Raw genomic sequence first — 12,886 nt, 5'->3', positions numbered from 1 at the left:
TGCGATATTCGCAACTAATAGTATTCAAGTTAACGACTAGCAAAAATCTAGCACAATCGCCTTGAAACATCGGCATTGCGGCACAATATATACATTATCTTTCTTCAAGGTTTTTAGGATTTATGACATCACTCAGCCCTACTTCAAACGGAAAAAAAGTCATTGTCGGCATGTCCGGCGGTGTGGACTCTTCAGTATCAGCTTACTTGTTAATGCAGCAAGGCTACGAAGTTGAAGGTCTGTTTATGAAGAACTGGGAAGAAGACGATACTGATGAATATTGCGCAGCAGCAGATGATTTAAAAGATGCTCAAGCGGTTTGCGACAAGCTAGGTATAAAAATGCACACCGTCAATTTTGCTGCCGAATACTGGGATAATGTATTCGAATACTTCTTAGCAGAATACAAAGCAGGCCGCACGCCTAATCCCGATATCATGTGTAATAAAGAAATCAAATTTAAAGCATTTCTTGAATTTGCCGACGACATTTTAGATGCTGATTATATCGCCATGGGCCATTATGTTCGTCGTCGTGATAATAGCGATGGCAGCGTTGAAATGCTCCGTGGGGTTGATGGCAATAAAGATCAAAGTTACTTCTTATACACCTTAAGCCACGAACAAGTTGCCCGTAGCTTGTTCCCTGTCGGTGAACTTGAAAAACATCAAGTACGCGAAATAGCCCAAAAATTGGGACTCATTACTCACGACAAAAAAGACAGCACTGGCATATGCTTTATTGGTGAACGTAAATTTACTGACTTCTTAGCAACGTATTTACCAGCACAACCTGGTGATATCGAAACATCGGAAGGTGAAGTGATTGGTACACATCAAGGGTTGATGTACCACACACTTGGACAACGCAAAGGCCTTGGCATTGGTGGACTGAAAAACAGCAATGAAGACCCATGGTATGTGGTCGAAAAAGATTTAGTCCGTAATGTGCTTATTGTGGCGCAAGGCGGCAATCACCCTCGTTTAATGTCAACAGGTATGACTGTCAATCAGCTCCATTGGGTTGATCGTAAAGGTCCAGCCAATAACAGCACGATTACGGTAAAGACCCGTTATCGTCAACGTGATGTTGGATGTACCCTCACCTATGATGACGTAGACAATATTACGGTGATGTTTGATGAGGCGGTTGCCGCAGTGACCCCTGGGCAATCAGCCGTGTTTTATGATGGTGACATCTGTTTAGGTGGCGGCATAATCGATACTTTAATTCGAGGATAATCCGTGAGCCAAACTCCAGACAACATCTTGTTTGAACGCACTATGGCCTTCGCGGGTATTTTACAAGCGATTGGCCAAGTGCAGTATTTAGCACGCCACGGCGAAAGTGACAAAGACGCCTTAGCTGCTACGCTTAATACTATTTTAGTCACAGAGCCTGAATCGACAGTTGAAGTCTATCAAGATAAAGCCATTTTAGATAATGGCTACCAACTGATTCAAAATCAGCTCGGCGATGGCAGTAACAAAGATGTCGAAACCACTCGTTACTTAGTTGGCGTATTAGCGCTTGAACGTAAGCTTGCCCGCTCGCCCAATGGTTTGGGTATGCTGGCAGAGCGCATCAATCAAGTGCATCGCCAACTGGCACATTTTGCGATTACCGATGAACAAGTACTTGCCAATTTTGCCAGTATTTACAGTGATATCATCAGTGAATTAGGCCCTAAATTACAAATATCAGGTAATCCCGATTGCTTAAAACAGCCTCAGGTGCAAAACAAAATTCGTGCGTTACTGCTTGCTGCAATGCGCAGTGCGGTATTATGGCGCCAATTAGGTGGCAAACGCCGCCATTTAGTGTTTGCCCGTAAGGCCATATTTGATACAGCAAAACAAAGCCAAAATAACAATTAATCGAATCACCCTACAACAAAGTTCATCAAGGAGCTTCAAATGGATCTTTCCGCACTAACTGCTATCTCTCCGGTAGACGGTCGTTATGGTAGTAAAACCGCCTCATTACGAGGGATTTTCAGCGAGTTCGGTCTTACTAAGTACCGTGTTCAAGTTGAAATCAACTGGTTAAAGCTATTATCTAGCTGCCCAGAGATTGAAGAAGTTCCCCCTTTTAGCGAAACCGCCCTTGCCGTGCTAGACAGCATCAAGGACAACTTTAGCGAACAAGACGCCCTGCGCGTTAAAGCGATTGAAAGCACCACCAATCACGACGTTAAAGCGGTTGAGTACTTTATTAAAGAACAAATTGCCAATAATGCCGAGTTAGTCGCCATTGATGAATTTGTCCATTTTGCCTGTACCTCTGAAGACATTAACAACTTATCTCATGGCTTAATGTTAAAAGAAGCGCGTGAACAAGTGCTAGTGCCGCATTGTCAGCAGATTATTGATGCGATCAAAAAATTAGCGCATGACAATAAAAGCGTGCCGTTAATGTCACGCACCCACGGCCAACCAGCATCGCCATCAACGTTAGGCAAAGAAATGGCTAACGTTGCGGTACGTTTAGATCGTCAATTAAACCAAATCAACGCTGTTGAAATTATGGGCAAAATTAACGGTGCAGTCGGTAACTACAACGCACACATCTCTGCATACCCTGAAGTAAACTGGCATGAGTTGTCACAGCGTTTTGTCACCAGCCTTGGCATTAATTGGAACGCGTATACCACTCAGATTGAGCCACATGATTACATTGCTGAATTGTTCGATGCCATTGCTCGTTTCAACACCATCCTAATCGATTTTGATCGTGATATTTGGGGTTATGTTGCACTAGGCCACTTTAAGCAGCGCACTATCGCAGGCGAAATTGGTTCATCAACGATGCCGCACAAAGTCAATCCAATTGATTTTGAAAACTCTGAAGGTAACTTAGGTATCGCTAACGCGCTAATGCAACATTTAGCCGCTAAATTACCCGTTTCAAGATGGCAACGTGACCTAACTGACTCAACCGTATTGCGTAACTTAGGCGTGGGTATGGCTCACTCGTTAATTGCATATCAAGCAACCTTGAAAGGCATTAGCAAGTTAGAAGTGAATGAAGCACAACTTTTAGCAGAACTAGACAAAAACTGGGAAGTATTGGCCGAGCCAGTGCAAACCGTAATGCGTCGTTACGGTATTGAAAAACCGTATGAGAAGTTAAAAGAACTGACGCGTGGCAAACGTATTGATGCCGCACAACTTGCAGTATTCATCGATGGTCTTGAATTACCAGAGCACGTAAAAGTTGAATTGAAAAAAATGACCCCAGCAAACTACATTGGCCGCGCAGAAGCCTTTGTTGATGAGCTAAAATAGTCTTATAAGCTTATACATACCATTAGCGGTCGCATATGTGGCCGCTTTTTTATTGTATTACCACTCGTTAATTATCTCGACCTGAGGTCAATGATGTACACATTAAATATTGATACCCAAGCCTTTATTAAACAGCATTGGCAGCAAAAACCACTTGTAATCAAACAGGCTTTTGTCGACTTTGAAGATCCTATCGCAGCAGATGAACTTGCCGGCCTAGCCTGTGAAGAAGAAATATCATCACGCGTTGTGGTCACAAAAGGTGATGACTGGGACGTGGTTCAAGGTCCATTTGAAGACTATGACCAATTTGGTGAAGACAACTGGCAGCTATTAGTTCAAGCCGTCAACCATTGGTATCCAGATTCTCAGCCTCTGGTCGAAGCATTTCGATTTTTACCAGACTGGCGCTTTGATGACTTAATGGCATCATTTGCCACGCCAGGTGGTGGTGTTGGGCCGCATATCGATAACTACGATGTGTTTATCATTCAAGGCGATGGCGAACGTCGTTGGAAAGTGGGCGACAAAGGTCAACATAAGCGTCGTGGTGATAACCCTAACTCACCGCTAGTTGATGACTTTGAACCGATTATCGATGTGGTATTGCAAAAAGGCGACGTGCTCTACATTCCACCAGGATACCCACATTGCGGCGAAACGCTATCGCTAGCCTTGTCATATTCGATTGGTTTTAGAGCGCCTAGCCAACAAGAACTATTAACTGAACTCGCTGATAGTTTAATCGACAGCAACCAAGGCCAAAAACGTTTTAATTCTGTGGATGAGCCAGCAACACCAGGGATGATTAGCCAATCACACCAGCAGGGTATTATGGATTTATTGACCCAATTGGCTCAAGATCCAGCCAGCTATCAAACCATGCTAGGGAAGTTACTGAGTCAAAATCGTTTCGAACTTGATATCTGTGAAGGCGAAGAGCCATTAACGGCCGATGAGTTATTGGAAGCGATTGAGCAAGGCGCGATAATTCAACGCATTGGTGGTTTGAAAGTATTGCAGTTAGAAAATGATAATGAGCAGCGTTTGTTTATTAATGGTGAAGTGTACACCTTTACTAATGTTACAAATGACATGTTACAACTATTGGCTAACCAGGTAAGGATAACGCCTGAAGAGGCCGGTTTATTCACAGCCAACCCAGCGGCAATGGATGTTCTAACAGAATTACTCAATCAAGGGTTATTCTATTTAGCCGAAGACGATTGCGAGTAATCATTAGCATATAAGTCACTGAGCTTGATGGCGGCTATCAATAAGAGCTCATCGATATGATCCATCAAGCTCAAGATAATAAAAAAGGCACTGTGAGTGCCTTTTTTATGTTTATTACGTCAAGTTACTAGTGGCTTAGAGCATTACCCCCACAGTTTCTCATCTTGATTCATTTTATATAAGCTTTCTGCTCGCGACACCAATAATTGTGCAAACTTAAGTTGAGTAGGATCTTTGGTTACACCCGACTTGTGCAAGTTCTCTGCTTTAAGTTGCCACATCATTGAAAAATGTCTAATCGCATCACGAGCTGTTGCCGCGACTTTCACATCAACATAATCCGAAGGTAAATCACCAGACATTACCCAAAATGTTTGTTTTTTAGGTTGCTTCGATTCCATCTTCCAAATGGCTAAATAAGGAGCAAGATAACGGCTTTCGTCAGCAAGTACTTTACTTGGGATCACCCCTTTCTCAGCCAAAAAACGGTTCGCCTTTTGAAATTGAGTACGAACCCACTCTTGTCTTAATGCCTCAGGCTCTGGTGTTGGCTGTGCAACCGGCTCTGCTACTTCTTCAGTCATAATACTTCCTATCTTATTGTTATATTACAGGTTAGAACAAAAATGCAACCTGATATTCAATCTCAAAAACACTGATGCAACATAAGTTACTTTACGTTTACGTAAGGTGGCAAGCTAAATTTCCACATCAATGACAAAAATAACTAAATCATGCTTTGTTGAGAGTATCGCTAAATGCTATCGTGCTGCAATAAATATAACAAGCAGTCGTTTGCGCCTTTTGTACTCAATTAACAGAAGGTGTGAGAACTTTACTTTAACAAGCTAGCAAGCGGAGATGTCACGTGGCAGTTTTTAATCATGTTTCGTTCGATGAACACGAACAAGTGGTCTTTTGTCATGATAAACAAAGTGGTTTAAAAGCCATAATTGCAGTCCATAACACTAACCTAGGCCCTGCCGTAGGTGGTTGTCGTATGTGGAACTATCAATCGGATGATGAAGCCTTAACAGACGTATTACGTCTTTCTCGTGGAATGACTTATAAAAATGCGTTAGCCGGTCTCACCATGGGTGGCGGTAAAGCAGTGATCATCGCCGATCCTAAAACAACCGACCGCGAAGCGTTATTCCTTGCATTTGGGCGCTTTGTGAACAGTTTAGGTGGCAAATATTATTCTGCAGAAGACGTTGGCGTATCGACATCAGACATCATGATAGCCAGTCGTGAAACTGAATTTGTTGCTGGACTTGAAGGTAAATCAGGCGATCCATCGCCACTTACCGCGTTAGGCACGTACCTTGGCATTAAAGCCGCCGTAAAACATCAACGCGGCATTGATAGCCTAAAGGGGATTAAAGTCTCTGTGCAAGGCGTGGGACACGTTGGTTATTACTTGTGTAAGCATTTACATGATGCAGGCGCTGAACTGATTGTTACCGACATTCATCAAGCCTCGCTTGACCGTGTTGCAACCGAATTTGGTGCAACAGTTGTTGCTCCACAAGATATCTATACCCAGGATGTTGATGTCTATGCGCCTTGTGCATTAGGTGCAACACTTAACGACACAACCTTGCCATTACTAAAAGCGACCATTGTTGCCGGTTGTGCCAATAACCAGTTAGCTGAAGTTCGCCACGGTGAAAAACTCAAGCAAATGGGTATTCTGTACGCGCCAGATTACGTGATTAATGCTGGCGGCATTATCAATGTGTCATTTGAGAAAAACTATGACGCTGCAGCCTCTACCGCCAAGGTTGAGCAGATTTACAATACCCTGCTGACTATTTTTGAACGTGCTGATAGCGAGAACCGCACTACCGGTTCTGTAGCCGATGAAATGGCTAAAGCAATTATTGATGCCGCAAGATAGTTAATCAGCTTGATATTAAGGCTTTTGAATCCCTTAATATAACTTTATAAACATGCATTTATAAAAATCAATTTATAAACATAACTTTATAAAAAAAGCTAAAAGGAAATGCCTGTGCATTTCCTTTTTTATTACTCCTCCCTCCAAATATTGCTGGTGACGGGTTCATCAAGTTGCAACAAATCGTTCACCTTAGCGTCAAATAACTGCCCTACTCTACATCAACACTGACGCAATCTGTGTATTAGGGTGAATGACGGATGATCTCACACAGCAAAAAAAGCAATCAACAACGCCAACCTTTATCTCACTTAACGCATAGTGACAAAATTCAGCATTTTCATGCGTTGTGGATATCGGATGTTCATCTAGGCAGCATTGATTGTAAAGCAGACTTTTTATTACATTTCCTCAATCATAGCCAATGCCAATACTTGTATTTAGTCGGTGACATTGTCGATATCTGGGCACTGAAAAAACGTGTTTATTGGCCCGACAGCCACAATGAAGTGATACAAAAAATCCTCGAACTGGCCAGTAGTGGCACCCAAGTTATTTACATACCAGGTAATCATGATGAGGCTTTCAAAGATTATGCCGACAGTCATTTCAGAGGTATTACCCTCGTTAAACAGCATATTCATCAGTCTCTGAGTGGTAAACGTTTTTTAATGCTTCATGGCGATCAATTTGACTCACAAGTATGTGTTAGTCGTACCTACGCAAAATTAGGCGACCATTTATATGATGTGTTGTTGTGGCTAAATCGTCAGTTACACAGAGTAAGAAGCCGCCTAGGATATCCATATTGGTCACTAGCCAGCTACATAAAACTCCGCGTCAACAAAGCTCAGCAAGCCATTAACCAATACCGAGATGCCGTACAGCGCTATGCCATTAAAAAACAAGTCGACATGGTGATATGTGGCCATATCCATCAGCCAGAATTATCACAGCATACGATTAATAACCACATCATCACTTACGCAAATGATGGTGATTGGGTTGAAAATTGTACTCTCATAGCAGAGACAGAATCTGGAGATGTGCAGTTGCTTAAGTGGGATGAACAAACGTTGCAAGCTACAGCAGTAAAAACGATTGATTTTGGCAGTTCAGAGGCTACATCAATCATCACGCCCCAAAAACAGCACGTTGCATAAATAAGGCTAAAATATGATATTTACTGTCGATAATATGGTCGAAAAAAACCTGCCAAATGTGCATAACAAGCCTTGGTTAGCCGTGCCGACTAAAGCCATGTTGCGCTACTTGCTTCATGAAAAGCAGTGTAATGACATTGCCAACGAACATGCGCATTTATCCGGGGTCGATTTTGTTGAACAAATTCTTGCCTGTTTGAATTTTAGTTACAGCGTCCCAAATAACGAAATTGAAAATATTCCCATTGAAGGTCGAGTGGTGATCTACGCCAATCACCCTATCGGTTCACTTGATGCGTTGGCATTAATCAAACTGATTAGCCAAGTGAGACCAGACATCAAGGTCGTTGCCAATGAATTACTTATGGCCATTAAACCGCTTCATTCCATTTTATTGCCAGTACGTAACATGACTGGTGGAACACCGAAACAACACTTAAATGAAATTCATCATCACCTCAAAAATGAAGGTGCGGTATTGATTTTCCCCTCAGGTGAAGTGTCGCGTTTACGCCCTACGGGTGTCACTGACTTACATTGGCACAGCGGATTTTTAAAAATGGCTCGCGCCTGTAATGCGCCGCTTTTACCTATGTATGTTGATGCAAAGAACTCCGCTACATTTTATGGTGCTTCAATGATTTACAAACCATTAGCGACGTTATTGCTGGTCAAAGAAATGTTTAAACAAATGGATCATGTTATGCCAGTGCGGATTGGCCAATTAATAGCAAAAGAAGTTGTCAGCACTCAAGACTTTCCGCTTAAAACTAAAGTGAATCTGCTTAAAAATCATTTATATCGCATTGGTAAAAATCGCAGTCCGTTATTCATTACCCAAAATGCCATTGCTCATCCGGAAAAACGCAGTGAGCTACAACAAGCATTACAACAATGCGAATTGCTCGGTAAAACCCAAGACAATAAACAAATCTATTTATACAAACATACTCACAGCAGTCCGATTATGCGTGAGATTGGCCGGCTTCGTGAAATCGCCTTCAGAGCCGTGGGCGAAGGTACCGGTAAACGTCGCGATACCGATAAATATGATAATCACTATTTTCATTTAGTGTTATGGGATAAAGACGAATTAGAGATTGTGGGTGCCTATCGTTTTGCCAGTGCCAAAATGCTCCACGAATCCATTGGTGAAAATGCGCTGTATAGCCAATCACTATTTGAATACCACGATGCGTTTGCTCCCTATTTTGACCAAGGACTCGAACTTGGCCGCAGCTTTGTGCAACCTAAATATTGGGGCCGCCGTAGTTTAGAATATTTGTGGCAAGGTATTGGTGCGTTTTTGATTAAAAACCCACAGTATCGTTACCTCTTTGGGCCTGTGTCGCTAAGCGATAGTCTACCTGTCCCCGCCAAAGAGATGCTGGTGTTTTTTTACCAACACCACTTCGCCACCAAACACGTTTTAGCGACTTCATTTAATTCATATCAATTCACCGACGAACGTCAGCATCAATTGCATCAGTTATTTAATGGCGATGATTATGCTGAGAATTTTAAAATACTCAAACGGACGCTATCGAATATGGGTGTATCAGTACCGACGTTATTTAAGCAATATGGCGAATTGTGTGACAACAATGGCGTACAGTTTCTCGACTTTGGTATTGATGCAGAGTTTGGTGACTGTATCGATGGTTTAGTGTTAGTCGATATTCATCAGTTAAAGCCGATAAAATATCAAAAATACTTGGCTGGCCATTTACCTGAAAACAAAATTGCATCTTGACCAGATACAAGCTTATAACGTGAGTAAGTCGTTGTCATTGGCCGTTAAATGATTGTTACACTGATATTTATCTGATATAAAAGAATAAATACGTGGAGAATCGCTTATGACAACTGCTACTGAATTGTTGACAGAGACATTACCTGATAACCCGACTAAACATCTCTGTGTCGCGGACATCATGACTACGCGAGTGGTTACCATAGAGATGGATGACCGGCTGACACTGGCCAAAGAAATTTTTGACAATGTCAGCTTTCATCATCTACTCGTGGTTGATAACGAGCAATTGAGTGGCATATTGTCTCATCGGGACTTTCTACGGGCGCTCAGTCCTAATATCGGTACCGCTGCTGAATTAATTCGAGACACTGAAACCCTGCATAAAAGGGTTCATCAAGTCATGACTCACAATCCATTCACTATCGCTCCTCATTGCGATATCAACCAAGCAACCAGACTTATTTTAGACCACGATATAGGGTGTTTACCGGTATTAGACAACAACACCATCGTGGGCATTATTACTTGGAAAGATCTATTGAAGGCCTATTACGTGAAGTAAATGGTCTGCTTTTCATCTATTTAATCGTTAACAAAAAATAGTCTGCCTGTTACTACTGTATTTTTGAACTGTCCTTTTGATCTGTTCTTTTGATCGAATACTCATGTATAAGTTCCGTATATTATCCGTATATTCCGACATACAACCCTGCTTCATTTATCATCAACCGCTAATATTTAAATGCCGAAAAATCATATTTTGGCAATAGCTCTTCCAAAAAATAAATATTACTAAGCTTGCCAACTAGATAGCTTCATTTCGTAAATTGTTCATATTTATATGCTGGAAAATGTCACATTACTCTGCTTTTATTAGACACAGGGCTCGTGGCTATCATGTGATAAGGACAGCATTATGATTAAGTTTACATACCACCTCAATCAAGACAACATTGAGTTGCAAGCGAGTAATTGGTGCGGACTAGAACGAGTATTTATTAATGGCAAAGTGGTGTCACGCAAGTTCAACTTTGGTTTACAAAGCATGCATGATGTACTGCTTAATAATGGCAAAAAGTGTCGTTTTCAATTAATAGTCGATCCACAAACAGAATTAGTCTCTTGCCGTATTTACAAACAAAACCAATTGGTGACTATTTTAAATCAAGGTAAAAAACAGCTACAAAAAAGCCAGTTCCTAATCGAAACTAGCTTCGTTGTCGTGTGTGTTGGCATGCTCAGCTTGTATTGGTTAACTTAAGTTAAACATAACCAATGAGATTGGTATAACACAAGCTGGCTTAGGTATTAACCTATGGTGAAATCAAGCTGAACGGTAGATTTTGCTTCTGTTGGCTTACCATCAACAAATTTAGGCGCATAACGCCATTGACTAAGCGCTTCTATTGATTCTTTTTCAAACTGGGTGCCACCTTTAGAGTCAATGATCTCAGGTGATTTAACAAAACCATTTTCATCAACCGTAAACTCAACTTGCACCCAACCAGATTTTCTTCTTTGGGCATATGATTGCGGATATTTTGGTGGTTTTCTAAATAACGGGGTTTGTTCTTGTTGGTCATTCCATGGCGTCATTTTACCAATCGCAATACAATGCTCAGTGGCTTTATCGCCTAGGCCTTTTTGCTCATACAGTTTCACTAACAAGGCATGCGCACGAAGTTCATAAGGATGGCTATAAGGTAATGCCTGATATTGTTTGATAACTTCAACTAAATTCGTAATAGCTTGACTTGGCTTACCCATGGAATCATATAACGCAGCAACGAGGTAAGTAGCATCAACTCGTTTAATGGCATCCTCTGGTAACTTACTGGTATAAATATCGTAAGCGTCAAACGCCAAAGTTCTCACTGTGCGGGTATAATACTCGGTATGCGATAAGCGATGAAACGTAATGAGTTTTACTTCGGCAACCGTTAACTCATTGTCAGCTTTTTCTGCAATCTCTATTGCTTCAAATAATAACGTTTTCGCGTATTTATCATCTGTTGTCGATTCAGCTAACCCAATCAAAGGATCGATTAACTCGATACCATTATCGGTCACGTTTTCACGGTATACAGCTAATGCAGAAGTAAATAATTGATGCGCCTTAAGCGTCGCTTCATCTTCAATAACACGGCCTTGATTCTTTTTCTTAGGTTCAACCATTACCGCATTTGCATAATTAATGGCTAACTTAGCGCTATCAAAGCTGTCTTGACCGAATTTAATTTGACCTATACCCGTGATCATTGAAAATGCTTGATTTTGTCCCAAATGGGATCATCATAGCCCCATGAAACAAATTACACTCTCGCCAGAACAAAAAGTAGCATTGGAAACTCGACATAAAAGCTCGAGTGATAGGCGTGAGTGTGATCGCATTAAAGCCATTTTACTACGCGATGAAAATTGGCCAACGCCAATGATTGCCCAAGCGTTACGTATTCACGAAACGACCGTAGTTCGATACATTGATGCCTATGCTCACGACCAAAAACTCACGTGTAATAGTGGCGGCTCCTTAAGTTATCTGAGTCAAGAGCAAACTGAACTATTGATTGCACACCTGTGTGAGGTGACCTACTTGCATAGCCATCAAATAGTCGCTTATATCTCAGAACAATTTCAGATTAAGTACACAGTGTCAGGCCTCAATAAATGGCTGCATAAACATCAGTTCAGCTATAAAAACCCTAAAGGGGTTCCTCACAAATTTGATGAAGACAAACAAACGGCTTTCATTGAATATTATGAGCAACTAAAATCCTCGTTAACCCCTGATGAACCGTTATTATTTATGGATGCGGTTCATCCGACCCAAGCCACAAAAATCACCGCAGGCTGGATAAAAAAAGGCGTTGATAAACCGATAGAAACGACGGGAAGCCGAACCCGTATTAACGTGGTTGGTGCAATCCGACTTGGTCACTTAACAGAAGCGGTCATTGAGCAATATAGCAAAACGGTTAACGGTGCATCCATCATCGATTTTTTAAACCAAATTAGAGCGCGTTACTCAACAAGTGGTGTTATCCATTTGGTGCTTGATGGCGCTGGATACCATCGAAATGCCTTAGTAGTTAAAGAGGCTAAAAATCTGAATATAACATTGCATTACCTGCCGCCTTATAGTCCAAATTTAAACCCAATAGAACGATTGTGGAAGGTAATGAATAAACATGCGAGGAATGGGCAATACTTCGCAACGACAAAAGAATTCCGACGAAAAATCACTGACTTTTTTAGCATCACCCTCCCCGATATTGCCGATACACTCGGTGATACAATTAATGATAACTTTCAGAAATTAAAACCTGCAGTTTGAATTCACTTGAGTATAACTCATAGGCTTGCTGCGCATATTTCAGCGTATCTTGGTTGTTGTGGTTTTCAACAGAAACATTGTATTGCTGGTAAGCGTGTGAAAAAGCTTCTGTATTTGCTGGTTCAGCATAAGCAAATTGGCTCATAAAAGCCGCTGCTATCGATAAGCGTAAAAGTGTCTTCATAACGTTCTAAATCCTTTTTGATTTTA

At 41.5% G+C, this 12,886-nt stretch carries 13 protein-coding genes; 10 read left to right on the top strand and 3 right to left on the bottom strand.

Features of this window, described 5'->3' with window-relative positions; all coding sequences use genetic code 11:
• Nucleotides 1-122: 122 nt before the first annotated feature.
• The 4 genes from mnmA (at nt 123) to HNW13_RS05565 (ending at nt 4,523) form a co-directional block, all read left to right on the top strand.
• Complete coding sequence (gene mnmA / locus HNW13_RS05580) at nt 123-1,241, top strand: tRNA 2-thiouridine(34) synthase MnmA (RefSeq protein WP_192115055.1); 1,119 nt, start codon at nt 123-125, stop codon at nt 1,239-1,241.
• Nucleotides 1,242-1,244: 3 nt separating this feature from the next.
• On the top strand, nt 1,245-1,877 hold the full coding sequence (gene hflD, locus HNW13_RS05575) for a high frequency lysogenization protein HflD (RefSeq protein ID WP_281047853.1): 633 nt from the start codon (nt 1,245-1,247) through the stop codon (nt 1,875-1,877).
• 39 nt (nt 1,878-1,916) lie between these two features.
• The gene (purB, locus tag HNW13_RS05570) at nt 1,917-3,287 is read left to right on the top strand and encodes an adenylosuccinate lyase (RefSeq protein WP_059743882.1); all 1,371 of its coding nucleotides are present in this window, start codon (nt 1,917-1,919) and stop codon (nt 3,285-3,287) included.
• A 93-nt stretch (nt 3,288-3,380) separates the two neighbouring features.
• Entirely contained in the window at nt 3,381-4,523 is a 1,143-nt protein-coding gene (locus tag HNW13_RS05565; RefSeq protein ID WP_192115172.1) for a cupin domain-containing protein, read from the top strand.
• 143 nt (nt 4,524-4,666) lie between these two features.
• On the opposite strand, the gene HNW13_RS05560 is transcribed toward HNW13_RS05565, so the two are convergent.
• The gene (locus tag HNW13_RS05560) at nt 4,667-5,107 is read right to left on the bottom strand and encodes a DUF4826 family protein (protein WP_101086952.1); all 441 of its coding nucleotides are present in this window, start codon (nt 5,105-5,107) and stop codon (nt 4,667-4,669) included.
• A gap of 284 nt (nt 5,108-5,391) precedes the next feature.
• Between HNW13_RS05560 and HNW13_RS05555 the strand changes: the two genes are divergently transcribed.
• The 5 genes from HNW13_RS05555 (at nt 5,392) to HNW13_RS05535 (ending at nt 10,603) form a co-directional block, all read left to right on the top strand.
• Nucleotides 5,392-6,423, top strand: coding sequence for a Glu/Leu/Phe/Val dehydrogenase dimerization domain-containing protein (locus HNW13_RS05555; RefSeq protein ID WP_101086951.1), 1,032 nt, complete (start codon nt 5,392-5,394; stop codon nt 6,421-6,423).
• 260 nt (nt 6,424-6,683) lie between these two features.
• The gene (locus HNW13_RS05550; protein ID WP_192115056.1) at nt 6,684-7,586 is read left to right on the top strand and encodes a UDP-2,3-diacylglucosamine diphosphatase; all 903 of its coding nucleotides are present in this window, start codon (nt 6,684-6,686) and stop codon (nt 7,584-7,586) included.
• 13 nt (nt 7,587-7,599) lie between these two features.
• Complete coding sequence (locus HNW13_RS05545; protein WP_182743907.1) at nt 7,600-9,339, top strand: lysophospholipid acyltransferase family protein; 1,740 nt, start codon at nt 7,600-7,602, stop codon at nt 9,337-9,339.
• Between the two features lie 106 nt (nt 9,340-9,445).
• A complete protein-coding gene (locus HNW13_RS05540; protein ID WP_101086948.1) occupies nt 9,446-9,904 on the top strand; it encodes a CBS domain-containing protein in 459 nt (152 codons plus the stop codon).
• 354 nt (nt 9,905-10,258) lie between these two features.
• Nucleotides 10,259-10,603, top strand: a complete 345-nt coding sequence (locus HNW13_RS05535; protein WP_101086947.1) for a hypothetical protein — start codon at nt 10,259-10,261, stop codon at nt 10,601-10,603.
• 47 nt (nt 10,604-10,650) lie between these two features.
• On the opposite strand, the gene HNW13_RS05530 is transcribed toward HNW13_RS05535, so the two are convergent.
• Nucleotides 10,651-11,601, bottom strand: coding sequence for an energy transducer TonB (locus tag HNW13_RS05530; RefSeq protein ID WP_243756172.1), 951 nt, complete (start codon nt 11,599-11,601; stop codon nt 10,651-10,653).
• A 43-nt stretch (nt 11,602-11,644) separates the two neighbouring features.
• Here HNW13_RS05530 and HNW13_RS05525 point away from each other — a divergent pair, with 43 nt between their 5' ends.
• Nucleotides 11,645-12,676 carry an IS630 family transposase gene (locus tag HNW13_RS05525; protein ID WP_124013279.1) on the top strand — a complete coding sequence of 344 codons (1,032 nt, stop codon included), beginning with the start codon at nt 11,645-11,647 and terminating at the stop codon, nt 12,674-12,676.
• Here HNW13_RS05525 and HNW13_RS05520 read toward each other — a convergent pair.
• Nucleotides 12,639-12,860, bottom strand: a complete 222-nt coding sequence (locus HNW13_RS05520) for a hypothetical protein (protein WP_192115057.1) — start codon at nt 12,858-12,860, stop codon at nt 12,639-12,641. The two genes, HNW13_RS05525 and HNW13_RS05520, sit on opposite strands and share 38 nt — an antisense overlap.
• Nucleotides 12,861-12,886 lie beyond the last annotated feature (26 nt).

Origin of the sequence: Shewanella sp. BF02_Schw (assembly GCF_014596695.2) — a bacterium.
Lineage (GTDB): Bacteria > Pseudomonadota > Gammaproteobacteria > Enterobacterales > Shewanellaceae > Shewanella.
The sequence above is the reverse complement of the archived record's forward strand: the minus strand, read 5'-3'. Positions and strand labels throughout refer to the sequence as shown.

Excerpts from the sequence above, each read along its gene's own strand:
- mnmA (WP_192115055.1), top strand. The coding sequence starts at position 123 with ATGACATCACTCAGCCCTACTTCAAACGGAAAAAAAGTCATTGTCGGC.
- purB (WP_059743882.1), top strand. The coding sequence starts at position 1,917 with ATGGATCTTTCCGCACTAACTGCTATCTCTCCGGTAGACGGTCGTTAT.
- HNW13_RS05565 (WP_192115172.1), top strand. The coding sequence starts at position 3,381 with ATGTACACATTAAATATTGATACCCAAGCCTTTATTAAACAGCATTGG.
- HNW13_RS05560 (WP_101086952.1), bottom strand. The coding sequence starts at position 5,107 with ATGACTGAAGAAGTAGCAGAGCCGGTTGCACAGCCAACACCAGAGCCT.
- HNW13_RS05550 (WP_192115056.1), top strand. The coding sequence starts at position 6,684 with ATGATCTCACACAGCAAAAAAAGCAATCAACAACGCCAACCTTTATCT.
- HNW13_RS05545 (WP_182743907.1), top strand. The coding sequence starts at position 7,600 with ATGATATTTACTGTCGATAATATGGTCGAAAAAAACCTGCCAAATGTG.
- HNW13_RS05540 (WP_101086948.1), top strand. The coding sequence starts at position 9,446 with ATGACAACTGCTACTGAATTGTTGACAGAGACATTACCTGATAACCCG.
- HNW13_RS05535 (WP_101086947.1), top strand. The coding sequence starts at position 10,259 with ATGATTAAGTTTACATACCACCTCAATCAAGACAACATTGAGTTGCAA.
- HNW13_RS05530 (WP_243756172.1), bottom strand. The coding sequence starts at position 11,601 with ATGATCACGGGTATAGGTCAAATTAAATTCGGTCAAGACAGCTTTGAT.
- HNW13_RS05525 (WP_124013279.1), top strand. The coding sequence starts at position 11,645 with ATGAAACAAATTACACTCTCGCCAGAACAAAAAGTAGCATTGGAAACT.
- HNW13_RS05520 (WP_192115057.1), bottom strand. The coding sequence starts at position 12,860 with ATGAAGACACTTTTACGCTTATCGATAGCAGCGGCTTTTATGAGCCAA.